The sequence below is a fragment of the Bradyrhizobium sp. USDA 3311 genome (assembly GCF_054062495.1).
In genome coordinates, this window is the sequence record NZ_JBSSFI010000001.1 from 276,341 (window position 1) to 301,230 (window position 24,890).

The following is a 24,890-nucleotide window of genomic DNA, read 5'->3' on the forward strand; positions in this document are numbered from 1 at the left end:
TGCTCTGCGAACACACCGATTGCGGATCTTCGATCGACCAGAACGGCGCTTCGTCTTGCGACGCTTTCGCGCGGGCGACCGCGAGTTCAGCGGCGACCTCCAAACCCTTCGCGCGCTCGACTGCCAGCGCCTCTTTCAGGGCGGCAACGTCATCCGGAACAGCGTCGCGATCAGCATCCATGCGACGCAGTGAATCACAAGTTGGACGCGTTGGGACTCCTCAAAATGCCGGCAACCGCAGATTTTCCTAGATCAGCCCGCGCTCTGCGGTCGCCAACTCAGTTGCGGATTCAGCAGAAGCTGCAGATCGCCAAGCTAAAACATCAGATCTATGGGCAACGGTCAGAGCGTTCAGCGCGGCTGATCGAGCAGTTGGCGCTGACGTTCGAAGAGCTGGAAGCCGACGCCACCGAGGACGAGCTTGCGGCGGAACGGGCCGTGGCGAAGACGACGAGGGTGCGTGGATTTGCGCGCCAGCGTGCCGAGCGCCAGACCTTCCCTGAGCATCTGCCCCGGGAACTGGTGATCGATGGGCCTACGGCTTGTGAATGCTGCGGCAGCAATCGCCTTCGCAAGCTCGACGAGGATGTGACCCGCACGCTGGAAGTGGTGCCGCGCCAGTGGAAGGTGATCGAGACGGTTCGGGAGAAGTTCTCCTGCCGCGACTGCGAGAAGATCAGCCAGGCGCCGGCCCCATTCCATGCCATCGCCAGGGGATGGGCTGGCCCGAGCCTCCTGGCCATGATCATGTTCGAGAAGTTCGGCCAACATCAGCCGTTGAACCGCCAGGCCGAGCGCTACGCTCTGGAAGGCGTGCCGATCGCACTGTCGACCATGGCGGATGCCGTTGGGGCGGTCTGTGCCTCGCTAGATCCGTTGCTGCGCCGCCTTGAGGCCCATGTCATGGCGGCCGAGCGCCTTCATGCCGACGATACGACCGTGCCGGTGCTGGCTAAGGGTGAGACCGACACGGGGCGGTGCTGGATCTACGTGCGGGACGACAAGCCATTTGGTGGAGCCGGCCCGCCGAGGCGATGTTCTATTACTCCCGCAACCGCAAGGGCGAGCATCCCCAGGGGCATCTGGCCCGAGATGCCGGCATCCTGCAGGCCGACGCCTATGACGGGTACAACCAACTCTATCTGGCGGGACGCCAGCCCGGACCTATCCGGGAGGCTGCCTGCTGGTCGCATGGAAGGCGTCCGTTCTTCGCCATGGCCGACATCGAAGAGAATGCGCGGCGCAAGGCTGCCGGCAAAAAGGAGATCCCGCTCTCGCCCATCGCGGTCGAGGTCGTGCGCCGGATCGATGCGCTGTTCGAGATCGAACGCTCCATCAATGGCAGGAGTGCGGAGGAGCGTTTCAGATGCGGCAGACGCTGAGCCGTCCCTTGGTCGATGATCTTCAGGTCTACATGCGGGAACAGCTCGCCAAGCTCTCCCGTGGGCACGACCTGGCCAAGGCGTTCAACTATATCCTGAAGCGCTGAGCGAGCTTCACGCTGTTCCTGGAAGATGGACGCGTGTGTCTCTCCACGGATGGTGTTGAGAAGCTCTTTCGTCAGCTGGCGACAAGTTTTCTGGGTTTTTCCTTCCAGGCAGCCACCATCCGCTTGTAGGCCTGCTCGACCAGCGGAGTGGTCCGCTCCTTCCGCCCTTTACCGACGCATCGTACGTGTGCACCAGACCCGAGGTGGACGGCATCCCGGTCAAGGCCAGTCAGCTCTGAGAGGCGCAAGCCCGTCTGGGCCGCGACCAGCAGCAAGGTGTGATCGCGGCGACCAAGCCACGTCGTTCGATCGGGCGCGGCGAGAACCGCCTCGATCTCGGGGCGCGTCAGGAAGTGCACCTGTCGCTTGTCGTGGCGTTTGCTCGGTATGGCGAGCACGCGCTGGATCAGCGCACTGTGTGCCGGTTCCTCGAAGGACACGAACCTGAAGAAGGATCTGATGGCCGTCAGACGCAGGTTACGCGTCTTCGCGCTGGCGCCGCGCTTTACCTCGAGATCGGTGAGGAACGCGCCGATGAACGTTGCAGCCAGATCGGCGAGCGTCAGGGCCGATGGGGACTTCCGCAGCCGCACCTGTGCGAACATGAACAGCAGCCGGAACGTGTCCCTGTAGGAGGCGATCGTGTTGGCGCTAACATTGCGCTGGCGCATGAGGCGCTCGGTGAAGAAGCGCTCGATCAACGTGGCGACATTGCAGGCGGGCTTCATGGCGTCACCTCCCATCGCCGATCGAGACGCCGCGCCGCTTCTTCCATCAACTCGGGGCAGGCCGAGAGATACCAGTAAGTATCGCGCACGCAGGCGTGGCCGAGGTAAGTGGAGAGAACTGGGAGTTGCTGCTCGACGTCCTTGCCTTCGCGATACCAGTCGAGCAGCGTCCGGATGGCGAAGCGATGACGGAAGTCGTGCACGCGTGGCCCGGTACGATCACCTGGGCGCCGCAGCCCGATCTCTCTGGACAATCGCCAGAAGACGCGATGAACGTACTGGTGCAGCAATCGGCCTCCCTGTTCGGCAACGAAGAAGGTCGAGCCGCAGCGTGATCCGAGCAGCGCATCGCGCCGGTGGGCGTAGTCGCGCAGCGCGGTTCTCGTTCCCAACCCCTTGCGCATGCTCAGGTACTTATCGAGTGCGGAGCGCAGATCGGTCATTGCACGCCTCCCGGCCAGGGCAGGCTCAATGTTCTCAGCGCATCGATGTCGACCTTCGCGTAAATCCGGGTGGTGTCGTGGTTCTCGTGCCGCAGCAACTGTCCGATCTCCGACAAGGTCGCCCCAGATCGGAGAAGCTCTGTAGCGAGACTATGTCGGAAGATATGGGCGCCGCGGTGGGCGCAACCTTCGATTCCAACGCGATCGAGAGCGGCCTTGGCGATCATGGTGATCGCGCATCCGGAAGCAAAGCCGACGTGTGGCGCGAGTGTGCGGACGAACAGCCGTCGGCACGACGACTTTGGGCGGCCATTGCGCAGATATGCAACGATAGCCGCGCCAATGTCTGGCGGTATCGGCATTCGAGCGCGCTGTCGGCCCTTGGCGCGAACGAGTATCTCGCCGGCGCGCCAGTCGATATCGTCGAGGGTGAGCGTCGCAACCTCGTCGGCCCGCAGGCCGAGCTTGGTGCACGGCGGCGATCAAGGTGAGACTCCGGCGACAATCAGGGGTTCTTCCGCACATTTGGTGCAGGGTGCAGGATTCACGAACAGTGCGAATAAGGGCATAAGGTCGGAATCGCAGTCGACGTCCGTGATTCGCCTTGCTCCATGCCTTCCGCTCGCTGGTTTCCCCCGAACTTTCGATTGTCCAGATCCTTCCCCAGACGGACAGGGTGGTGCTCGTGGCTCGGCCGAAGTCAGCGGTCTCGCTCTGTCCCTGTTGCGGCGGCCAGACGGGTCGCGTCCACAGCCATTACGTGCGACGCTTAGCCGATCTGCCGTGGCAAGGTCGAGTGGTCGAAATCCGGCTTCAGGCGCGACGCTTTCGATGCGCGAATCCGCAATGCCCGCGTCAGATATTCACCGAGCGGCTACCGGCAACGGTGCGGCCGAAAGCAAGACGCACAACCCGCCTCGGCGAGAGCCTACTGGCAATGGGCTTTGCGGTCGGCGGAGAACCCGGCTCGCGCCTGTCACGCAAACTGGCCATGCCGGTCAGTGGCGACACCTTGCTCCGGATGGTTCACTCGGCTCCCTTGCCGGATTTCGTGGCCCCGACCGTCGTCGGCATCGACGATTGGGCTTGGCGTCGTGGCCAGCGATATGGAACGATCATCTGCGATCTGGAGCGCAATTGCGTACTTGACCTGCTTCCCGATCGTAATGCCGACAGTGTTGCGCGCTGGCTGAAGCGCTGGCCGGAGATCAAGGTCGTCGCGCGCGACCGTGCGGGCCTTTATGCTGATGGCGCGCGCTGCGGCGCACCCGACGCGGTGCAGGTGGCGGACCGCTGGCACCTGCTCAACAGTCTGGGTGAGGCCCTGCGCCACGCGGTCGGCCGCCATCGTCACAGCATAGCCGCCGCCGTGCAAATCATGGCGTCCGTGCAACGACCGAAGACTGGCAGTTCCACGCTCCCGCCCGGCCTTGCACAATTGCGGGCGGATCAAAAGGCTGCACGACGCGAACGCTGGGATGAAATCTGTCGCCTACGCGAGCAAGGTTGCCCGACATCTGGGATCGCCCAACTGCTCGGCGTCGACAGGCGCACGGTTCAGCGCTGGCTGGCCGCTGGCGGCGAACCAGAGCATTCGCGTCCTCACAGACCTTCACATCTTCTCGCGCCCTTCTCGGCATGGCTGGAAGCGCGGTGGGCCTCCGGCTGCCAGGGGGGCCAGCAGCTTTGGCGCCAGCTTCAGCAACAGGGTTATACTGGAAGTCGGGTGACCGTCGCGCGATGGGCCGCTGACAGGCGTGCCCATGCAGGCTCCGGAGGAGCAGCACAACCGCACCCAACCTGGAAAGCTCCCTCGCGTCGTCGCTGTGCTTGGTATTTGAGTCGGGATCTGGATCAGATCGATGCTGACGCCAGGCTGTTCCTCGGTCACCTGTTTGCGCGAGCTCCGGAACTCGCCACGACAGCAGAGCTAGCGAAGCGGTTTGTGTCTCTTCTCAGGGGCAGCGACATCGCCGAGCTCGATAAATGGATCGCACAAGCAGCCACCAGCGAGCTCAAGAGCTTCGCCAACGGCATCGCGCGCGACATCGACGCGGTCCGAGCGGCAATAACAACCCCCTGGACAACCAGTCCGGTCGAAGGCCAGATCAGCAGGATCAAAGCCATCAAACGACAAATGTATGGCCGGGCAAGCTATCCGCTATTGCGTCGACGCGTCCTTCTGGCTGCTTGAGTATGACCGGGCAACCTGTCCAACCCCAGCTACTCAAGCTGCACCAAATGTGCGGAAGAACCCCTGATTGTCGCGCTATAAGCTTGGCCAGCAACAACAGAATGGCGTAGTCGCGCCGTCCCATCACCGTCTCTCTCGGTCGCAACCGTCGAGAGCCTTCCGCACCTGAGCGGCAGGCAGATAGGTCGGTAGAGTTGCGAGCTTCCATCGGCGCATCGATGGAACGCAATCCGCCAACGAGCGCGAGTTCAGCCCCCGATGGTGGAGGTAACGGAGAAAGGCACGCAACGACCAGCACATCGCCTTGCCTGTTCCCGGGCTCCAATCCTGGGCGTGGCGTTCAACGTAGCGGATCACGTCCTCTTGGCTGATCTTGCACAGGGCGCCGGCGCCGCCGGAGCACACCTCGTGCAGGAACCTGCGGATGACTGGGAGATGGCGGACGATGGACCTCGGGGCCAAGCCGCGCTCTGATCGCAGGTAGGCATCGAACTCCTCGAAGATCCGTTCGTTCGGGGTGAGAGGCGGTAGCACCAACGGCGCGATCGCGCCTTCCTCGCGCAGCACTGACAGCCATCGCTTGAGCGCAGCTCGGTCACCGGGTTGGATAGACTGCCTCCCGCCTCGATGTCGGAGGCACCGCTCAACGACCTGCTCATCGAGATCGACCAGCTTGTAGCGACGGCCCCGCGATCCAACTCAGGAGCCCGCCAACCACGTTGAGGCAACGCCACGTGCCGTGCCGAACGAGCCTCTATTCGACGAGACGAGCGGCGTAGCGCTCGACGAACTGTCCGTGCGGCCCGGCTCTGAGACGCCGGTACAGCCGGCTTCTGCCCAAGTACTCTTCAACTTCCATCTTCCTGTTCTCCGCTGTTGAAAGCGGAGGCACAGAACGAACTATGCCGAACCGACCAAACGCCGGTCAGCGAGAAATCTGGGGAAAACGACCCGACTCGGCATAGTTCGGCGGGCGGCATAAACGGCGAAAATGAACGGCATCGACCCGCAGGCCTGGCTCGCCGATATCCTCGCCCGCATTGCCGCCCATCCGGCTCGTCGGCTGGACGAACTTCTGCCCTGGAATTGGACGCCGGCATCAGCACTCTCCGCTCGAGCGGCATGACCACGCACGTCAACAAGGTCCATCACGTCACCACCATCACCCAGGTCGCGAAAGACCTCGGCGAAGACGAAGATTGGCTGTGGGACATCGCCAACGAAATGGAGATCGAGGACGGCGTCATCTGGGTCTATGGCGTCGGAGAACACGGCATCCAGGCGTTCACCGACTTTGGAATCGAAAACCTCATCGAGCTGATCAGGTTCTACAAAGAGAACCCTGGACTGCTCAGGCGGTAACCCTGCGGCCTACGCCGAGTGGATACCTTCCCCAGACTGCGCTCGCCGGATGGCTGCGCCGGGCTGTGTTGCTGGGCGGCGGCCTGATTCCGGTCCTTCGTGCCCGAGGCCCAGGCCGTCGGCGTTGCCGCTCCAGCCTGAGCTATCCGCCCACGGCGACATCAGCCCCTGAGTCGGATCTGCAATGCCTGCCGATTGGCACCGACGTCGCTGAGATTCCGCAGGTCTGGCTCCCGTCCTTGCGCCAATCGCCTAACCAGCTCCCGCGTGCCGTCCACGACAAAGACGCCGCAATCATAAGTGTTCTGCTGCTGGGCCATGACGGCTAGCTCCAGGGGGAGGTTCAGCCTTCTTGCGAGATGTTCTGCATCTCTGTTGTTGAGTCCGCCGTAGGAATCGTAGTGATAGGCGACCGGCCGCCCCCGGTCGCTGCGATCGACGAACAGCAGCGACCAATGGTTGCCGCGGCTACTAGGATCTTCAGGATTGCCATTAATCACGGGCAGGAACAGGAAGTCGGCTGTATCATTACCATTATCGTCATAGACGATGCGCTGGAACTCGGTTAGCACGACGCCATCGTCGTTAGAGCGCAGATAATTTAGGGCGATGAGGGGATTCACGAACCGCGTCCGGGCGGCGAGATCCGGATCGTTCCTCTGCAAATCCTGCTCCTGGAGCCCGTAATCCCTGTCGATATGCTGGTCGCCCAGCCATTCTGTGTCATCGAGCACCAGCCCGTGGCCGTGAGACGAGACTGTCGGATCTAAAGCCCCGATCTGAGCATTAGCGGAGGTGCTCGGAAACGGGCGTACAGAATTAGCATCGTCACGTGATTCGGGCGGCGTGGGCGCAGTCAGATCGACCAATGGAAAACCGCGGTAGGCGTCTGAGCGAGCCCTGGCAGCCGGCGCCGGCGCAAAGTGAGCATCGTCGCGCAACTCGGACGGCGTGGGCGCATCCAGATGCACCAATGACGCAAGACCGCCGTAGATGTCTGACGGCTGAGCCGGCGCGTCCGATGGTTCGGTGAAGAGCGGCGGTCTGGCGGCAGCCCCACCCACCGGCGCTGACTGAGCATCATCTCGCATCTGCTGCGGTGTGTACGGCAGATCAACAAAAGAGTTGAGATCGCGGTAGATGTCTGACGACTGAGCTGGCGCGTCTGATGGTTCGGTGAAGAGCGGCGGTCTGGCGGCAGCCCCACCCACCGGCGCCGACTGAGCATCGTCTCGCATCTGCTGCGGTGTGTACGGCAGATCAACGAAAGAGTTGAGATCGCGGTAGATGTCTGACGACTGAGCTGGCGCGTCTGATGGTTCGGTGAAGAGCGGCGGTCTGGCGGCAGCCCCACCCACCGGCGCCGACTGAGCATCGTCTCGCATCTGCTGCGGTGTGTACGGCAGATCAACGAAAGAGTTGAGACCGCGGTAGATGTCTGACGACTGAGCTGGCACTTCTGATGGTTCGGTGAAGACCGGCGGTCTGGCGGCAGCCCCACCCACCGCCGCTGACTGAGCATCGTCTCGCATCTGCAGCGGCGTGTACGGCAGATCAACGAAAGAGTTGAGACCGCGGTAGATGTCTGACGACTGAGCTGGCGCGTCCGACGGTCGGGTGACGAGCGGCGGTTTGGCGGCAGCCCCACTCACCGGCGCCGACTGAGCATCGTCTCGCATCTGCTGCGGCGTGTACGGCAGATCAACGAAAGATTGAAGACCGCGGAAAATGTCTGGCGACTGAGCTGGCGCGTCCGATAGTCCGATGAAGAGCGGCGGTCTGGCGGCAGCCCTACCCACCGGCGCTGACTGAGCATCGTCTCTCACTTCCTGCGAGGTGTACGGCAGATCAACGAAGGAGTCGAGACCTCGGTAGAACGCCGACGACCCATCTGGCACCGCTTCCGGCGGCGACCACGTTGATTTCGACTCGCCACGCCGCGGCTCCCCACCCGCCTGTTCAGGGCAGACGCCCAGCGCAGCGTTCGCCTCGACGAGCCATAGGTAGTTCCGAAGCCGATCAAAGCCCATGTCCGCGTTTCGATTGGATTTTTTAAAGTCCTTGTAATCGTCGTTGAACGACTTTTGCTGCTCACTGGTGCCGGTGAGTCGGCTCACTAGGCTCCCGCGCCCCTCCCTTTGGAGCCAAGCGGCGAATCTTCGTTGGTTGCGGGCCAGATTTTGAACATCTTTCTTCCGGCTAGTCTCCTCGGGTTTGAGCATGCTCAGCTCTGCCTTTTCCAGGCCATCAATGATGCGGGCGTCATCGGAATAAAGATGCGATGCGGGCGACGGGACAGCATAACCGCTGGGCTCCTGAGATGCACCCGCGCCGGAAACGTTTTCGGCATCGCGAACCTTGCTTAATGCGAACAATAAAAGTTCGTCGTTCGGGAACAACTTTTGAGCGAATTCGATGCGCGCAGCGTCGTCTAGCCCAGATATCGAGTAGCCCGCACGATTAAGCGCGTTAGAAAATCTGCGAAGACTACGATCATGACGAGCAGCACTGCCCGACGTCATGCCACTGGCATTAAGCCGCTCTGAGAGGGGCGCGTCTTCCGCTGAAGGGATCGTGCGCGGCCGCCCGCCAGAAGCTACATAGCTCGGATCATGATACGCACGAAGGACACCCAACCCTTTCTTTATGTCTTCGTCGTTCGGGAAGTAAGTCTTGACGTGACGGACCAGGGACTGGTGGTCCCCAAGATCAATCGTTTTGCGATGAGCGCCAAGATCATTTCCAAGTCGGCGAAGCGCCTGCGTATAGCGCTTAACCGTCTTCAGTTGTGGGTTTTTCTGAGCCGCATATTGGGCAATCGCCTTGTCGATAATGTCCCGATGTTCTGCAGAGAGATGGGGATGGTAGTTGCGGCCGCTGCGGCCGCCACCGGAGACAGGACCCGGATCGGGCGGGTGCGCCTCGGCCAAGTGCTGCTCAAAGCCCTCTTGCCCGGCATGCCCCCCCTGGTCCTTTTCCAAGACGGCGTGCTGCACCTGGGACCAAGCTGTTGGATTGGATGGATCGGAATTGTACGGGTCCACGCTAGCCTCACGTCCAAGAAATCAATTGAGCTGATCCTATTATGGATAGGCTTTCCAGAAGCTGACGAGATCGTGGCTCGTGAGGCAATGCATCGCGACATCTGCAGAACGAAACGGCCCCGCGGCTCTCGATCGTCGCGGAGCTTCATGGGGTGTCAGGACCCGCCTTCCTCCCGGCCGATGAAGTCTTGCGGCGGCATGGGAGCCGACGTCTCGTCATTGCTCGGGTTGTTGGGACCCGCCTAGTCGTCGGGCGCGTCCCTAGCCGGAACGCACTGCGCGGTGCCCCAAACGATAGTCACACGCTATCGCCCCAGGGGGACGCTCCGCTCGATAGCGAGCAACTAGTGCAAAACGGCATACCGGCGGCGCCGCAGGTGCACGCACGGGTGCCAAGCCACAGTTGACCGGATCGTTCTCGCAAATCCACGACGAGCCTTCCGCGATTCGTTCCTCGTCCATTCGCCCTCTCATCGGCTATCCAAGGCGAGAGTAATCCTCGTGTCGCCGAGGGGCGCATTGCCTCACTAAAACTGTTACCGGACAACTTCCCAGTCGTGCCTGGGGCGGAGCTGCCGGATCAGTTCGGTGGCGGCTGCGGCGGGGACGATCAGCATGCGCGCAAAGCGCGAGATCACATCAGCCCTGGCCGAGCGTCACCGGGCGGGCGGGCGGCGTGAGAAGGGACGAATCCTGGACGAGCTTTGCACCGTCACGGGATGACATCGTAAGCACGCGATCCGACCACTGTCGGTGGACGGGGCATCGGGATCGGCCGTGCCGCGGCGTCCAAGCCGGACCTATGGGGCTTCCATTCGCGCTGCACTGATCGTGCTATGGGACGCCTCTGACCGGCTCTGCAGTAAGCGGCTCGTCGGGAGCCGTTCTCGCTCCCGGCACTTGAACGCACGGCAGATTGAAGCTTTCTGCCGATGAGCGGTGGGCCGGTTTTGAAGGTGAGCGCGGTGACGACCGATCGCCTGCTGAGCGACGTAAAGATCGCAGCAGCCGGAGGACGCCGAGGGCGGGATCAACAAATGATTCAGCGTAGATGTCTTAGCGACTCTGGCAGACTGCGCTGGCGCAAGTCAGCATCGTCGCGCAACTCTGACGGCGTTAGCGCATTCAGGTCGACCAAAGACTCAAAGAGCAGCGTAGGTGTCTGAGCGAGCTCTGGCAGGATCCGCCGGCCAAAGTCAGCATCGTCGCGCAGTTCAGACGCGCGGGCGTATTCAGATCAACAAAAGGCTCAAGACCGCCGCAGGACCCGGCAGTCGATGGTGATGCTGGTTCTTGCATCTGCTGGCCAACGAGCCCAAGCTCCCGAGCTCAGGGTAGCCAGGCGTCGGGGGATGCTCCCGCGCCGAGCCGGACTGCCGAGCGGACTGCACGGCCGGCGAACCCGGCTGCTCACGAGCTTGCAGCTCAGCTCGCGGTTCGCGGCGATGAGCTTTAAGTAGCTTGCAAAGATGCGGCAAATCGGAACCGTATACTCTGCTCCAGTGCGTGGGAACGAAGCTCCCCTTATACAGCTCGAACATTTCTTCGAGCTTCGGACGAGTGATGGGCGGGTCGGTTGGAGCGCACCAAAGCGACCTTGCCGGCGGACAACAAAGCAGGACAGCGACCTCGTGTGTCCGCGTAAGGCCGCTCTCTTCAGAAGTGTCGGCGCTTGGAGCTGGACCTGCGACCCCGCGTCAGATGGGAAAACTCTGCTGAAACATACCACACGCGTCTAGAGTTTAGCATGCAAATTACCTAAGCGCTCCAGCCCCTGCTCAATGAGAGATATTGGAAGATAGCTGAAACACAGGCGCACGTGACGGCCACTTCGTGGGCCATAGTTCCGACCATTTATAAGGTGCACGTCGTGCTCGCGGCTTGCAGCTTCAATAAACCTCTCCGGATCCGTACCCGCGGCAAGCTGTACCCAGAACGAGAAGCCCCCGCTTGGTACACTATATTCCGGCTCGCAAATCCGGCTGCGCTGCAATAACCTATGTACGCCGTCTCGCTTCGCTCGGTAGTGCTCGCGCAAGCGTGTTATGTGCGAGTCAAGAGCGCTCGATTGCAATAATCCCAAAACGACATTGCTTAGAACCGGACTTACGCCGCCGTCGCGTTTGAGGTGCGCAAGCCTGTTGATAATGTCCGACTCCGCAAGCACCCAGCCTACCCGTAGTCCCGGTCCGGCAACTTTTGAGATGCTATGGACATTGATCACGTTGTCGCCCGGCGCCAACCAATGCACTGGACCGTTATAGGGCAACTCAGCATAGACAAGATCCTGCACCAAGAGAGCGCCACTGCGGGCTAGCAGTGCCGCCAATTTGGCCACGTGGTCGCACGACATCTGGTGCCCGGTTGGATTATGAAATGCTGGCATCGTGTAGAAGAGCTTCACCCGGGCACTGGTCTGCAGCACTGCCTCCACTTCGTTCAGATCCACTCCCTCTGCAGCCAGACCTAGCTGGACCACGGTTGCACCCGCGATCGAAAACGTACGCAGTGCACCCAAGTAGGAGGGGTCCTCCGTCAGGACCACGTCACCGGGGTCAATCCAGCCATCGGCAAGTAATTGTAAGGCCTGCGAAGCTCCACCCGTAAGCATAACTTGGTCATGCCGCACACCGTACCTCAGTGCGAGCTTGGTACGAAGTTCGGGCAAACCCGCGGCATCTGTATACTGCGGCAGATCGGCGGGAGCCACACCTGTACGTCCGTCAAACGCGTCTGGCCACGGCAGTTCTGCAAACATCACCGGGTCGGCCAGCCCATAGCCGAAATTGATCCCATGCGTCGCACTTGAGGAGTTGAACGGCGCGAAACCCTGAGCGACAGCGCTGCGTTTTGAGATGCGCGTATTCATAGCTTCGTCATTCGGATCTTCATGATTGCCAAATCTGTTCTCTGCGAAAGCGCTTATTGTACTCCGAGGCAAAGCTTGCAGGTATTGGCGCGCTGAAACGGGGAAAGTCCACCGACGCCTTTGGCTGGGCTGCTACGGCTGATGTCTCGAGGGACGGCCGCCACGCACCGCCAAAGTAGTGCTGGCCGTAGCCCATCGCTAGCTCAGGTACTACGGGATAGAGTAGGCTCAGGAACAGCGAGATCTGCGCAGCATTCCATGTCCGATCGTCTGCATGTGCAAAGCCAGCTAGCTCGAAGTACCTGTCGAGGATATCAAGCGCATCCCAGAAACGCAGTGCGGTGACCGCATCGGCGTAATCTTCAGCGATGCGGCGGAAATTCGGGGAGAGTTCGGTGCTCTCTACCGTGAGTGCGCTTTCTGCACACCGCCGTAACGCATCTTCCCAGACCCGAATGCGTGAGGCTGCCGAGATGAGCCCGTCGAGATCAAAATCGTTTGCGTCGGCTCCAAACGGCTTGGCCACTCGCGCCAGTGCATAACGGAGTACGTTTGGCCCCACCTCGCGCGCCACTTCATCAGCCCAAAGAGCATGATCACGACTGGTGGAAAACTTCTCGCCTTCCAGCTTGTAGAAATCCTGGACGGAGTGATTTTTTGGAATTGGGTAGCCGCGCGCGAGCAGAGCGCCGGCCACACCTAGCGTGTAATAGAAGCGATTATCTTGCCCCATGAAGAAGAGAAGCTCGCTGTTCTGGTCGTGCAACGTCGCGTTTGCGTCCAGACCTAAGCGGGCGCATTGCTCGCGAATTCCGGTGTCGAAGCACCAGAGGCCCTCAAACCATGTAAGCAGCGTTTGGCCGATCAGAGAGTCAGGCTGTTTTACCTCAACTCCGTGCCCAAAATGGCGGGTCATCGGCAAGCCGCGCACCTCCCGGTGTAGCCAAGCGCGCGCCTTGGCGCGTATCGGCTCGGGCCACGCGCTTTCTCCAATGGCTTCGTGCAGTTGGCGAGCGAGACGTGGCATGTCGAACACGGCCTGCTTGATGGCTCTTAGCACAAGATTGCGGCCGCAGGTGACGTGCCGTGCGTCACGGATTGTGTCGTGCTGAACAGCCAGCCCGCAGTTCTCACACAGATTGCTGTCGCAAGGCGATGAGCAGGCCGGGCAACGGCCAGTTGCGAGCGAGTCCGTAACGAGCTCATCGCAATGTTCGCAATAAAGTTGGACGCCCTGCCGTACGTCGACGTAGCCGGCCACTTGCAGCTCGCGGAATATCGCTAGCGCATTTTCCTTGTGAATCTCGCTAGATGTGCGCACGAACACATCAGGCGCAATTTGCACGGCACGCAAACACTCTAAGATCTGGTGAACGTATTGTTCTGCGACATCGCTAAAGGATCGGCCGAGCTTTCGTGCCGTTTCGAGCGTATGTGTGCCGTGCTCGTCTGAGCCGGTGATGTAGTAGGCCCGATGGCCGGTCATGCGTTGAAAGCGGACGAAGATATCAGCGAGTAAATACACGCCGCCGATGTGACCGAGATGTAATTTGCCGTTAGGGCAAGGCGGCGCGGGACAGACAAAATAAGTGCGCACGTCAATCCCACCAGATCGAGATAAACTTGAGAGTGCTGTCTTGGCTGATATTGCGGATAGTGTGCGTCTGATGTGGCGACATGTAACACAAGGTCGTTTCGCCAACATCACGGACCTGACCGTCGACTTCGCACTCTCCACGACCAGAGATCAGCAGCCACAGCTCGTGCTCCTGATGATCGTGCGGGTCGACCGCATCGCCTGGAGCGAGCTCCACGACTGAAGCGCCAAATGTTGGGCTGAGACCCTCCGGCAGATGCTCCAAAAGGCGCCAGACCAGAACGCCGTATTCGGTTCTCATCAGAGAATGATCGAGCTGCGTCGTGTACATGTTAGTCTTCCTCAGACGTGGCTATCAATCGCGATAGAATATGCCATTGGGAAGCTTTAGGTTTTCAAGATCGGCCACCGCTTCCTCTGGAGGGTTGTAGGCGCGCTTCATGCGGTTGTATTCGGTGCGTGTCGGACCCCCAGTTGATGCGCGCTGGAATACCAGGTGAATCGCACGACGCGACCGATCGCTCTTGTTTGGCAAGGAGTAATGGGGCGCATAATCGTCGAAAATGAAAACATCACCAGCTTTCAATTGCACCGGCTCCCATGTGAAGGTCTCGGCGATCTCCGGGTGAATCACGCCGCCGGCATCCATCGGAAACATTCCTTCCTTATGGCGAGCTGGCGTGAAGAAGAGCCCACCGTTACCCGGGTCGGAGTCGTCCACGGCGATGGATGCAATTGCGTGCACCATGCGGTCGGGTATCTTGTGCGGCACATGGTAGATGTCCTGATGAGGGCGGTATCCGCCGCTGTCCGGATACTTGAAGATCAGAAGTTCCTTCAACATCCGTGTCTTCTCATTCAAGAGTGTCTCGACCGCTATACGAATGCGGCCATCGGCCAGGAGCGCCTCCCGTAGAGGGGCATGGTAGTCTAGGAAGTTCTCGGCCTTCGAGATAATCTTCCGGCTGTCACTCGTCTTCTCGAACCACAACATCCACTTATCGGAGCTTACATCCCAACGTGCAACTTCCTCAACGTAACGAGAAATCTTGTCGCGCGTGGCTGGATCGAAGAACCTTTCCAATCGAAGGTATCCATCCTTATGCCATTTCGATTGTTGTGCCTCAGTCAGCATGTGTGAGCTCCTTCCTAAGATGAGGCGGATCAGTTGTGCTTTGCCCGAGGCGGGTTGCTAGCACCGCATTCAGAGCGGTCGCGCTCAATAGGCTCAGCAACATCACGTCAAGGCCGAATCCACGGACCAACTGCCCTCCGACCATGGGAAAGCCGAAGATCCCGAAGAAGTATGCGAGGGTAAAGATCTGCGAGGTAGTGGGCACGGAGACGCCGTGCTCGCCGGCGAGATTGACGGCTATCGTGTTTAAGGTTGAATAATTTAACCCATAGCCGGCGGCAAAGAGCACTGTGGCCGCAATATAGAGTGAGGTGCTGCCACCGTTGAGAAGGAACAGCACCAGAGACGCAGCGATCAGTAGGATGAGCGTGAGCGCCAGTCGGCGTAACGGCAGGCTGCCCATGAAGTGAGCGACTGAGAAGCGTAGTACCACGCTCGTAGCAGTAAAAACGAGAAAGAACAGATCGGAATTCAAGTGACGTGATGCGGAATACGCGCTCTGATATGTGGACAGCCCCGCGAACGTGCAGCCTGAAATCGCAATCATGGCGATCGGGAGCGCTGTGCACTTCTGAAGCAGTGTCATAGTCGCGGCAAGTGTAATCGCGATATCCGGCATAGCCAGTGCCGATAGCCTCGACATCGCGCGTCTTGTAAGGTCCACGCAGGCGGCGGCGGTCACGCACGCAATCGCAAGCACCGCATAAATCGTGGCCAGCGAACCAGTGTATTTTGCGAGCAAGTGACCAAGTGGAGCCGCTAGGCCGAGCCCAGCCATTTGTGATCCGGATAAGACCGTCAAATACTGAATACGTGCTGAGGGCCGTAGATGTCGAATGATCTGCAGCGGTGCCAGAATGTAGAACACTGACCAAGCAGCGCCCACCATTAGTCCTCCAACGTACGCCGCTCGCGTATCGAGGGCAGCGCCGGCAAAGGTCAGCATGGCTACCGCCATAAACAGCGATGCGGCAGTCAACGTGGGTAATAGGCCTATCCGCTTTGCCAGCCACCCAGCCAAGCAACAGGAAACGAGAGTAGTAGCCATGCCGCTGGAAATAATAAGACCCGCGGCTCGACTATCCGTTTCGAGCGCATGCATGTAGTCCGGCAATAGAAAGCTAGTGCCGTAAGCTGCGGCAATGACAATGGAGGCAATCAAAAATGGTACAAAGGCGCGGTAGTCGAGCGTGCCTGAAAGCTGGTCGGCAGCGTTGGCCGTTCCATGCGCAATCCGGCCCCGCAGCGGTGAGGTCGAGCCGCCGTTCATGTGCTACCCAATACCTGTCGGGTCGATCGCATCGCAACCACACCGTCGTCTCGTTCAGACGTGTCTGAACAAACCTCAATCATCTGCCTGTCGGATGTATTCAAATAGAACGGTCGGCCGAGAAGGCTGTTAATAATTTGGCTGTTGCGGTACGCCACCAAAGATAGATTGGCACTCTGCAATCCGTGCTGCACGCGGCTTTGATTTTGTAGATAAATTGGTCCTGGCATGTGCCGACCGAAGCGGACTGCGTAGTCCGGGCCGAGTACGGGCAGGCCATCTTCCATACACGCACCCTCGAGGAGGGCCTCCAAGAAGGGCGGCGTACGTGGCTGGAAACCTGTAGCAAGCACTATACGATCGACGAGGATGCAGCTATTTCGCTGCGTTGCGATCTCATCTAGATCGACTCGCCAGCGCTTTTTGTGGGACGCGATGCCTTTCACGACTACGCTGGACAACACACGAAAACGGTCGGCCAGCGTGCCATCCACGCTGCGTTCGTACAGCATTTCATATAGGCGATTGCACAAATCGACAGAAATACCATCGCTCGTAAGCACCTCGCCCTCGACTATGTCCCGGCGCTGCTGAAGCGGTAGAGCGTGAAAGCGACGGCTATAGGAGGGTGTGTAAGCCTCATTCACAAAGCTGTTGTCGTCGATGGAAAACAAGTTTGAACGCGACGTTGCCCACGTGATTTGGGTGGGCACAGAACGAGTAAGCATGTCCTCAATAATCTCAGCCCCGCTCTGACCACCTCCCACAACGAGCACATGCTCGGCTGCATGCGGAAGCTGCCGCTCGAGATAGTCGGCTGCATGGTAGACAGTGTCACATAGCAAAGATCTGGCGCAGGGAGGAATCTTGGGCTCTACGCCAACGCCCACAACAACAGCGCGCGCCAAGTATGTGGTTGTATTCGTGCTGATGCGGTAGCCGTCCCTAAACGGAACAACATCCGTGACGTCCTCCGAGAAGCGGAGCGTATTGAGTCGCCCTGCGACCCACCGGTAATACTCAATGAACTCCTGCCGGGACGTTGAAGCATTTCGCTTGTTGACAAAGCTGTAGAGCCGACCATGCAGTGCCAAATAGTTGAGGAATGAGTATGGGCTAGTAGGATCGACTAGGGTCACGCAATCCTTGAGCGGCGACACCTGAAGGCGACTGTTCGGCAGTGCAAGGCCTGGATGCCAGAAAAGTGCGTCTCGCTTCTCCAGGAAAAGTGCGCGGAGCGGAGTAGGTTCAATAAGCGCTGCAAGACTGAGGTTAAATGGGCCGATCCCAATTCCGATGACATCCAGCATTTCCACAGAAGTCTCTTTGAGCTCGTGTAAGTTCTTGTCCTTGGCGCTCGTGTAAATTCTGTCCGGGTCCTTCGCTTCATTACCGAAGCACGTTTGTGTGACTTGGGATGGGGCAGCGGCTTGGCCTGTAGCCGCGGGAGGCGTGGTGAATGACGCATCCGCAATAGCCGCGTCTTGCAAGACGTCTGTTGAAACCGGCAACAGTCTCATCCGTGTGAACCCTAAAATCCGCCTGCGACCATCTTCACCCACCTCATCCGGTGATCTCTCTGCTCATTAGCAACCGCCGTGCCACCCACAAAATCTCGACCGCGCCTTGTTGGACGAGAAGAACATGCCCACGTACAGCGTTTCGTGCGGAGTTGCTCCGGCAGCCCCTGTCGGATTTACGACATTAAGGCGGCAATCTGACATACCCATATGGAATATGAAGCGTGCGGATCCATGGCTGAGAAACCAACACACCGTGAATGCTCATCTATGCCGACAATGCTCAAATCACCACGATCTTCCTCACATCGTCAGCGTTACAAGAAGGGTCGGACGATCTACATCGAGAGTGAACCCGCGGAATGCGTCTATCATGTCATGAAAGGAGCAGTACCGGCCTACAAACTGCTGTCCGATGGGCGACGCCAGATTGGCGCGTTTCATTTACCAGGTGACATTTTCGGATTCGAGAACAGTGGGGCACACCGATTTTGCTACGGAAGCCGTTACGCAGAGCACTGTTCGGCTGATCAAGAGGCACACTCTTGATGCAATCGCCCACACTGACGCAGTTGTCTGACGCACCTTGCTCAGCATGACCATGGCTAAATTGCAGCACGCGGAAAACCAAATGCTGCTGCTTGGACGCAATACTGCTCTGGAGCGCGTTGCCGCTTTCCTTGCATGAGATGGATGCGCGGCTCACGACTGCTGATGTTATGTCACTGCCAATGTCTCGCCGAGACATCGCGGATCACCTAGGCTTGACCATCGAGACCGTCTCACGCGCAGTGTCGCAATTACATAATGATGGCGTTTTTGCTTTCGTCGGCAATACTCAACGCGAGCTCATGATTCTAGACCGGCAGCGGCTCGCTAGTTTCGACCTGCAAAGTTGAGCGCCGGCCGAGCGCTTGCAAGCCGTAACTCGGGACGAGCATAAGGGGACGCGGCAACGGGCTTGTCAGGCAGCCGTTCGGCGAGCGCGCCGATATCAGAATGAACGAGCTCGTGGTTGCGTTCGACTCCTTCAATTGATGGATGATCCGTATCCTAGGCCCCTTCAGAACGTGTTCGCAATCCTTGGCTCCCACACCCAAAGCCGTTGCCAATCGCTCGATGACAGCGTTCTCCAATCCCTCCTTTTGCGCTCGCGTGCGAATGTCCGCCACCAGGTCATGGATCTGCCCGGCCATGGAGATCAGCGTAGCGATGAGCACGTCAGCATCAACACGCAGCTCGCGTGAAAATTTTTGCCACTGACGCAAGCCAATTTGGTCGAGCTTGTATTCACCCCCGACTTTCATGGCGAGTTTGATCTTGCGCTGATCGACGTTGTCGTAAGGAAGAATGCTGGCGATGTCGTAAAGGGGGGCGAGACGCACGAGAGGACCGCTGGCCAGAAGCAATGAATAGTTCTTGGCGTGAGCATCAGAGCCTCCAATGAGCCAGTTGAAGACCAAAGCGCTGACGAACGTCTCAGGTCAGCCTCGCGGTCTGTCGAGTAGGTACGCAAGAGCTCGACCACATCGGCAGGCGTTGGTCCGCCCTCGTTCTGGTATTTCTTGGTCGGCGGGATGCCCATGGCCTGACAGATATCTTCCTGATGAACGCGGATAATGTCGTTCCCGCTGACCTGCCGATCGTAGCGTTCAAACCACGATCGCTATTTCCTGTTCGAAGCGCATCACCTTGGTTTCAGCGGGTGGCAGCCCGAGTTCGCGTGCGAGCTGCAGGCAGATATGCTCATTCTCGGCGTGACCATCGAAATGGCCCGTCGGTGGTTTCAAAATGTAGGTGGTTGGTATGCGCCCGGATGGAATGCCCCATTTGTTGTCTTTGAGGACAAGCGCGGTTTTCGGCTGGGCGCCTAAAGACTGAATTGACCCGTGTCGCGGGGCAGACGCCAGGCAGCGTGATCCTCGCGCAAGACTCGAGGCCGATTTGCTATTTCCGGCTTATCCAGCCATTCGATCTCGTCATCTTTGCCTGTTTTCAGAGCCTCCAATCGATCAGGCGTGACGAACTGGATGGCCCCGGCGCAATCCTCACCGATGTTAGAGATGAGGGCAAACACGTTGCGCGCCGATACCTGAAATTTCTTGGCCCAGCGCTCGAGCACCTGCTCGTTGTCAGGAAGCAGCCCCCACAAGAAGGACTGAACAGTGGCTGGACCGTGCTCCTCGGCGGCGAAAGCGACAGGGGATAGGCCCCTTCCGCGTTGCGCCATGCATTGTCATAAACGAAGGTCAGCCGGCCGCGCGAGTCGCTGCGGACGCGACCGACTTCGGTGCCACCCAAGAGTGCAATGAGCTCGGCCATTATGTCTTGCCTTTCTTGGCTTTGTTGACGATGGCGTTGATATCAACTGCGGAGGTAGACCCGCGGCTGGTCGGCCCTCCACTGTTGGCGTCCACCGGGATGCCGAGAACGTCGAGAGCACGGAGTACAAGAGCCAGCTCTGCGCGGGGATGACCATGCTCGACGTTAATCACCCATTGACGGCTGACGCCGACCGGTTGCGGTCTACGTCGGTTGGAAAGGACTTGAAGTCATCGGGCTCGGCCTCGAGCCATTCGCACACAAGCCGGACTCGCAACCCATGGTGGGGGGTACGAGCGTCGCGCAGCATCTACGGACTTCGTGGTATGCAAGGCGTGAGCAGGGTCGTTGAGCTCGCACGGTCGGTACGGTCGCCGCGATTGAGACCGGACCTCGCGCTTCAAACCCATGCATCCTCAATCAAAATGCTTGCAGCCGCAGCGAATTATCTATCTGAACCCGTGCGAAAAATCCGCTCCGCTGTAAGTAGGATGACGCCCAGTCAACAACTTCGTCCAGAGTCCGTTGGAGACCCAAGCTATTTGGAGCAAAAATGACGAGGTCCAGATTGATGATTGCCGCCGCGGCTCAGGCCGCGGCGGAATTTTTGGCCTGAAACCCATGTAGGAAGTCCGCCGTCCGTTGGGCATTGGACGAGGTCGAGAAGATCGCGCGTCCGTTCTTCAGCACCTTTATTCAAGAGGCGATATAGGAGGCGTGATCCTCCCTCACTTCCGGTGTTAGGCCGAGATCGGCGGACAGGAAGGCCGCGCCAAGCTCCGCGACCAACTCTTCCATGGCATAGCCTTCAACGCCGAAGCGCCAGCGGCCGAACTCGCGGTTCCAGGCGGCTCTCGTGGCGGCATGTAGTGTCCAACGCCACTCATTGCGCGGGCTGCGGCAGAAATGGAAGTACGTGGCCCTCACCTTTTCAGGTGGTGTACCGACCTTCGCCAGAGTACCTGCGAAGCTTGTCGAGATAGCTAGCGGGATTGGTCGGGGCAAGATGTAAAACAGTGCGGGCGCGGCTCGGTGCTAACCGACCCGGGGGCTGAAACCAGGCCAACTAGTCCCTACCACATCCGCACTGCCGTTGAGACTAGCGGAAGAGTGACTCGGCGCTGATCGGTCTGGAGCGATAACGCTGTCCCTGTCACATCCCGTTAATCCCAAGGGCTCTGTATCTGTGATAGCTTACCGCAAGCTGACAGGCCTTTGCGCAGTCGGTCAATAATGTGTGGGCTATCAACACTCGCTCAATCCGCCACGAAAACTCCTGCAACCACTCAGACATGCTCTCTGTGCTGTCAGTCGTCACGACTTCAGGATCACCCGGACGGCTCAGGCGCTGATCAGTGAGACATTGTCGGTTGCGGACCATACCATCGTAGATACTTCGCCCCGTTAGAGGGCAGGTCTCCTGTGGCGTCAAATTGCGAATTCGGTGCTGTGCGCCCCGCCCATCCCTCTGCCGTGCATATTGTACTGCCATGTTCGTCGCACTGCGCGTATCGGTCGATTGTCGGGGTGCATTTGTGGCATTCCAGTAAGCCTTCAACCGGGGAATCCTGCGGATTATAGCGCGACAAATTGTCGAGACCGCGCCGTCCCAATGAGACGTATGGAATCCGGTCCTTGGCCTGAAGAACGTGGAGCGCTTCCCCGTAGAAGCGTTGGTAACGTGGATCAGATTGGAGCGCACTGAGTGTCTTGTCGTTCTCGGTGTGAGCCCAAGCCAATGCGCGCGGCCCTTCGATCTTCTCAAGCCAAAGAAAAGGATCCTCAGCCCCGCTCGCAGGCGCTAGCGCCGGGGACAGTCCCGCGGCCATAAGCGACGCTGCGAGAAAAAGAGAATTTTTCATGGGAGTTGTCTTGAGTTAGCCAGCCGACTTGGGCGTCTTGCTAGGTGAGTGAAGCATTCGGAAGATGCATGCTCGGCTTCAAAGCGCAGGCACACGGGAATTGCGTCCGCTGGCTTTCGATGGAGCAAGCAGCGTGCCGCTTGAAAGGGGAGGTTCTCCAGGCGTTTCCACCCATGTAAGTGTCGACTTTTGGAGTCCGTCTCAAACCTGACAGTCGGTTCTTAGTAAGGGCGACATGTTGCGCAGCGGCCACCTTGCTCATCGTCGCACTACATAAATCTTCGACGAACGCTTGCGCCACCCGTTCGGCCACTCACAACTCTGCTAAGCATGAATTGCCTTGAGCATGTGGCTCACGTTGCAAACCTTGCGCGAAGGGGTATCGCTAAAAACGTTGCGGTAAAAGCAAACCATGCAGCGTTTTGGGCGCGCATCGAGCAGGAATCGGCGAAGCTCTCGACAAGGTCTCTGCAGACGTCCGAAATGACAGTTCGGGTTCCTGCAAAGATCGCGGTCGATTTTTTGAAAGGTAGCGCTCCATGCGCAGCTGTTCGTTCTGCTGGCGCAGCCGGGCGATCTCCGAAGCCTAGTCCGCCGACATCAGCGGCGCATGCGTTGTGGGGTGCCACGCCGCCAATGTCGGCTCCTGCCGGAGCTTATCCACGCAGCGTCCTCGCACCGAATCGCGCAGACCTAGTTCCTTGCTCCTACTGTCTGTAGTACCAGAGCAAGTCTCTTCTCTCTGTATTGGCTTTCGCCAGGGTTTGTACCCGGGGCGAGATCGCCCACGTTCACCTAGTGAATCAAGACAGAAACGGTCCTCTCACACCAGGAACGCGGGAAAGCTGCGTCGATCTCGATCTACGTGTCTCGGTTAAGCGCGAGCGATCGCAATTTGGCGCAAATGATGCGCAGCTGAGGAGTAATTTCACGGAGCTCCTCCGAGACCCATGCTGCTATGGACGCAGAACGCGAGAAGCGAACGGGCAAGCATTCTCGAGGTGACGTGGCGATGGTGTCTCTTGCGGCGGTCGCACTCCAACCTTGGTGTCGCCGGTAACAAGCAAAGGCTTATAGATAAACCTGCACTACGTTCGATTGTAAGTATTTGGGGGTCGACTCTTGAAGATAAAGTCTATCGCTATCAAGAATTTTCGCTCTTTCAAGAACATGGTGGTTGATCTGGATGATTATACCGCTTTCGTTGGCCCTAACGGTGCCGGAAAGTCCACCGTTCTGTGCGCCCTGAATATCTTCTTCCGTCAGACAGAAGAAGCTCCGACGAATCTCATCGAACTGGATATCGAGGATTTTTACAACGGCAACGTCAAAGAGCCGGTCGAGATTACATTAACCTTCCACGATCTCGAACCGGAGGCTCAGGCGGATTTCTCCGAATATTATCGATCAGGCATCTTGGTCGTGTCAGCGCTGGCAGAGTTCAGCGAAGCCACCCGCAAGGCACCGGTCCGCCAGTTTGCCAAGCGAAGCGCAATGAAAGAGTTCAGTGAGTTCTTCCGCAGGTACAATGATGGGGCGCCGGCGGGGGAATTGGCAGGAATTTATGAGGAGGTTCGGGAGACGCACCCTGAGTTCGGCCTCCCCAAGAAGGGCAGCAAAGAAGCAAATCGACAAGCCCTTCGATCCTATGAGGAAGATCATCTTGAGCGGTGTGTTCTGATCGACAGCGAAGATCAGTTCTACGGCTTCAGCAAAGGAGGCGATCGCCTATCCCGCTATATCCAGTGGGTTTACGTTCCTGCCGTTAAGGACGCGACGAAGGAAAACGTTGAAGGCCGCAACACTGCCCTTGGCAAACTCCTCGCCCGGACGGTGCGCTCAAAGGTAAATTTTGACGGAGAGATCGCCTCGCTTAGGGCTTCTACACTCGAATCTTACAAGAAAATAATCCAGAAGCAGCAAACTGAGCTAGACTATCTCTCTCAGGCGTTGACAGCCAAGCTCGGTGAATGGGCACATCCCGAAGCGGCTGCGAGGCTGGAATGGACCGAGGATCCGGTCAAGTCTGTACAAATAGCCGACCCAATTGCGCGGCTCTTCGCCAGCGAGGGAACGTTTTCCGGCGATCTTGCCAGATTTGGGCACGGCCTTCAGCGATCCTATCTCCTTGCTCTCCTTCAGGAGCTTGCCGCGACGAACGAAACAGTCCAGCCTCGGTTGATTCTTGGGTGTGAAGAACCGGAGCTTTATCAGCATCCGCCACAGGCACGCCATCTGGCCTCTGTCTTCAAAAAACTGAGCCAGAAAAACGCTCAAATCCTGGTTTCGACCCACAGCCCCCATTTCGTGTCGGGGCGGCATTTCGAACATGTGCGCCTTGTTCGCAGGGATGAGACGAAAAAGGAGTCCGGCATACGTTGGACCACCTGCGAGAAGGTTGCCCATAGGTTATCGGAAATCTCCGGAGACAAGGTAGCGCCCATTGAAGCCGAGCGCGCCCAGCTCCACCAAGCCCTGCAACCCCACATAAATGAGATGTTTTTCACGCAGAAGCTGGTGCTAGTAGAGGGGTTGGAAGATACGGCGTACATCACGGCGTGGCTGGCATATTCGAACCTGTGGGATGACTATCGTAAGTCCGGATGCAACATCGTCGCCGCGAACGGAAAGAGCTCACTCATAGAGCCGCTTCTCATAGCGAAGGAACTTGGGATACCGACGTTCGTCGTCTTCGATGCCGACGGGAACGTCCAGGACCCGGGGCGACGAAACCTTCATAAACTGGACAATCTGAAAATTCTCACCCTTCTAGACGGTGATGTAAACACGCCTTTTCCAGACAATCCGGTGTGGACCAGCAGCTATGCCGTCTGGCCGGAGAATCTTGGCTCCATTCTTAAGCAAGAAGCTGGCGCAACGCTGTGGGATAGCTCCTATTCGGGGGCGACCAAGGGATTGGGCAATCCGTCGGGCAGCTTCACCAAGAATACGGTCCACATTGGGGACCATCTGGCGATCTTGAGAAGCAAAGGTGCAAAGATTCCCACGCTCGACCGGCTTTGTGCAGCGATCCTGGCGCTGAGATAGGAGATTT

16 protein-coding genes and 6 pseudogenes are annotated in these 24,890 nt (G+C 58.8%); 7 read left to right on the forward strand and 15 right to left on the reverse strand.

What is annotated here, in order from left to right; all coding sequences use genetic code 11:
* Positions 1 to 19: 19 nt before the first annotated feature.
* Complete coding sequence (locus tag ACVWW6_RS01360) at positions 20 to 193, forward strand: hypothetical protein (protein ID WP_179880118.1); 174 nt, start codon at positions 20 to 22, stop codon at positions 191 to 193.
* Between the two features lie 32 nt (positions 194 to 225).
* Positions 226 to 1,570, forward strand: a pseudogene (gene tnpC, locus ACVWW6_RS01365) (IS66 family transposase); the annotation flags it as partial.
* 5 nt (positions 1,571 to 1,575) lie between these two features.
* Here tnpC and ACVWW6_RS01370 read toward each other — a convergent pair.
* The 3 genes and pseudogenes from ACVWW6_RS01370 to ACVWW6_RS01380 form a co-directional block, all read right to left on the reverse strand.
* Positions 1,576 to 2,217, reverse strand: a pseudogene (locus tag ACVWW6_RS01370) (tyrosine-type recombinase/integrase); the annotation flags it as partial.
* A complete protein-coding gene (locus tag ACVWW6_RS01375) occupies positions 2,214 to 2,660 on the reverse strand; it encodes a hypothetical protein (RefSeq protein WP_442869846.1) in 447 nt (148 codons plus the stop codon). The gene ACVWW6_RS01375 and the pseudogene ACVWW6_RS01370, both read right to left, overlap by 4 nt.
* Entirely contained in the window at positions 2,657 to 3,118 is a 462-nt protein-coding gene (locus ACVWW6_RS01380; protein WP_333937955.1) for a tyrosine-type recombinase/integrase, read from the reverse strand. The genes ACVWW6_RS01375 and ACVWW6_RS01380 overlap by 4 nt, the downstream gene beginning before the upstream one ends.
* A 146-nt stretch (positions 3,119 to 3,264) precedes the next feature.
* Between ACVWW6_RS01380 and ACVWW6_RS01385 the strand changes: the two genes are divergently transcribed.
* Positions 3,265 to 4,854, forward strand: coding sequence for an ISL3 family transposase (locus ACVWW6_RS01385; RefSeq protein WP_456679968.1), 1,590 nt, complete (start codon positions 3,265 to 3,267; stop codon positions 4,852 to 4,854).
* Between the two features lie 123 nt (positions 4,855 to 4,977).
* Here ACVWW6_RS01385 and ACVWW6_RS01390 read toward each other — a convergent pair whose 3' ends face one another.
* Positions 4,978 to 5,421, reverse strand: a complete 444-nt coding sequence (locus tag ACVWW6_RS01390) for a site-specific integrase (protein WP_179880113.1) — start codon at positions 5,419 to 5,421, stop codon at positions 4,978 to 4,980.
* A 415-nt stretch (positions 5,422 to 5,836) separates the two neighbouring features.
* Here ACVWW6_RS01390 and ACVWW6_RS01395 point away from each other — a divergent pair.
* Together ACVWW6_RS01395 and ACVWW6_RS01400 are read left to right on the forward strand one after the other, a co-directional pair.
* Positions 5,837 to 5,980, forward strand: a pseudogene (locus ACVWW6_RS01395) (transposase domain-containing protein); the annotation flags it as partial.
* Positions 5,977 to 6,216, forward strand: a complete 240-nt coding sequence (locus ACVWW6_RS01400) for a hypothetical protein (protein ID WP_097669996.1) — start codon at positions 5,977 to 5,979, stop codon at positions 6,214 to 6,216. The pseudogene ACVWW6_RS01395 and the gene ACVWW6_RS01400, both read left to right, overlap by 4 nt.
* A gap of 161 nt (positions 6,217 to 6,377) precedes the next feature.
* Here the strand turns inward: ACVWW6_RS01400 and ACVWW6_RS01405 are convergent, their stop codons facing one another.
* The 7 genes from ACVWW6_RS01405 to ACVWW6_RS01435 all read right to left on the reverse strand — a co-directional run bounded on the left by ACVWW6_RS01405 (position 6,378) and on the right by ACVWW6_RS01435 (position 17,651).
* Positions 6,378 to 9,260 carry a Ulp1 family isopeptidase gene (locus ACVWW6_RS01405; protein WP_456679969.1) on the reverse strand — a complete coding sequence of 961 codons (2,883 nt, stop codon included), beginning with the start codon at positions 9,258 to 9,260 and terminating at the stop codon, positions 6,378 to 6,380.
* Positions 9,261 to 10,995: 1,735 nt separating this feature from the next.
* Positions 10,996 to 12,129, reverse strand: coding sequence for an aminotransferase-like domain-containing protein (locus ACVWW6_RS01410; RefSeq protein ID WP_456679970.1), 1,134 nt, complete (start codon positions 12,127 to 12,129; stop codon positions 10,996 to 10,998).
* A 19-nt stretch (positions 12,130 to 12,148) separates the two neighbouring features.
* Positions 12,149 to 13,726 (reverse strand): class I tRNA ligase family protein, encoded by a 1,578-nt coding sequence (locus ACVWW6_RS01415; protein WP_456679971.1) that lies wholly within the window; start codon positions 13,724 to 13,726, stop codon positions 12,149 to 12,151.
* Between the two features lies 1 nt (position 13,727).
* Entirely contained in the window at positions 13,728 to 14,057 is a 330-nt protein-coding gene (locus ACVWW6_RS01420) for a cupin domain-containing protein (protein ID WP_148750712.1), read from the reverse strand.
* Between the two features lie 24 nt (positions 14,058 to 14,081).
* The gene (locus ACVWW6_RS01425) at positions 14,082 to 14,861 is read right to left on the reverse strand and encodes a phytanoyl-CoA dioxygenase family protein (protein WP_456679972.1); all 780 of its coding nucleotides are present in this window, start codon (positions 14,859 to 14,861) and stop codon (positions 14,082 to 14,084) included.
* Entirely contained in the window at positions 14,851 to 16,131 is a 1,281-nt protein-coding gene (locus ACVWW6_RS01430; RefSeq protein ID WP_456679973.1) for an MFS transporter, read from the reverse strand. Before ACVWW6_RS01430 ends, ACVWW6_RS01425 begins: the two co-directional genes overlap by 11 nt.
* Complete coding sequence (locus tag ACVWW6_RS01435; protein WP_456679974.1) at positions 16,128 to 17,651, reverse strand: lysine N(6)-hydroxylase/L-ornithine N(5)-oxygenase family protein; 1,524 nt, start codon at positions 17,649 to 17,651, stop codon at positions 16,128 to 16,130. The genes ACVWW6_RS01430 and ACVWW6_RS01435 overlap by 4 nt, the downstream gene beginning before the upstream one ends.
* A gap of 318 nt (positions 17,652 to 17,969) precedes the next feature.
* Between ACVWW6_RS01435 and ACVWW6_RS01440 the strand changes: the two are divergent.
* Positions 17,970 to 18,550: pseudogene (locus ACVWW6_RS01440) on the forward strand (helix-turn-helix domain-containing protein); the annotation flags it as partial.
* On the opposite strand, the pseudogene ACVWW6_RS01445 reads toward ACVWW6_RS01440, so the two are convergent.
* From ACVWW6_RS01445 to ACVWW6_RS01460, 4 genes and pseudogenes are all read right to left on the reverse strand, one after another.
* Positions 18,509 to 19,272 (reverse strand): annotated as a pseudogene (locus ACVWW6_RS01445) (HipA domain-containing protein). The pseudogenes ACVWW6_RS01440 and ACVWW6_RS01445 overlap by 42 nt on opposite strands.
* A gap of 31 nt (positions 19,273 to 19,303) precedes the next feature.
* Entirely contained in the window at positions 19,304 to 19,561 is a 258-nt protein-coding gene (locus ACVWW6_RS01450) for a HipA domain-containing protein (RefSeq protein WP_456683106.1), read from the reverse strand.
* A pseudogene (locus ACVWW6_RS01455) lies at positions 19,522 to 19,973 on the reverse strand (HipA N-terminal domain-containing protein). The gene ACVWW6_RS01450 and the pseudogene ACVWW6_RS01455 overlap by 40 nt, the downstream one beginning before the upstream one ends.
* 696 nt (positions 19,974 to 20,669) lie before the next feature.
* The gene (locus ACVWW6_RS01460; RefSeq protein WP_430649841.1) at positions 20,670 to 20,900 is read right to left on the reverse strand and encodes a zincin-like metallopeptidase domain-containing protein; all 231 of its coding nucleotides are present in this window, start codon (positions 20,898 to 20,900) and stop codon (positions 20,670 to 20,672) included.
* A gap of 2,057 nt (positions 20,901 to 22,957) precedes the next feature.
* Between ACVWW6_RS01460 and ACVWW6_RS01465 the strand changes: the two genes are divergently transcribed.
* Complete coding sequence (locus ACVWW6_RS01465; RefSeq protein WP_456679975.1) at positions 22,958 to 24,883, forward strand: ATP-dependent nuclease; 1,926 nt, start codon at positions 22,958 to 22,960, stop codon at positions 24,881 to 24,883.
* Positions 24,884 to 24,890 lie beyond the last annotated feature (7 nt).

What these genes read in the sequence shown, in the direction of transcription:
- ACVWW6_RS01420 (WP_148750712.1), bottom strand. Translation starts at nt 14,057, where the DNA reads ATGTACACGACGCAGCTCGATCATTCTCTGATGAGAACCGAATACGGC.
- ACVWW6_RS01410 (WP_456679970.1), bottom strand. Translation starts at nt 12,129, where the DNA reads ATGAATACGCGCATCTCAAAACGCAGCGCTGTCGCTCAGGGTTTCGCG.
- ACVWW6_RS01425 (WP_456679972.1), bottom strand. Translation starts at nt 14,861, where the DNA reads ATGCTGACTGAGGCACAACAATCGAAATGGCATAAGGATGGATACCTT.
- ACVWW6_RS01400 (WP_097669996.1), top strand. Translation starts at nt 5,977, where the DNA reads ATGACCACGCACGTCAACAAGGTCCATCACGTCACCACCATCACCCAG.
- ACVWW6_RS01375 (WP_442869846.1), bottom strand. Translation starts at nt 2,660, where the DNA reads ATGACCGATCTGCGCTCCGCACTCGATAAGTACCTGAGCATGCGCAAG.
- ACVWW6_RS01430 (WP_456679973.1), bottom strand. Translation starts at nt 16,131, where the DNA reads ATGAACGGCGGCTCGACCTCACCGCTGCGGGGCCGGATTGCGCATGGA.
- ACVWW6_RS01435 (WP_456679974.1), bottom strand. Translation starts at nt 17,651, where the DNA reads ATGAGACTGTTGCCGGTTTCAACAGACGTCTTGCAAGACGCGGCTATT.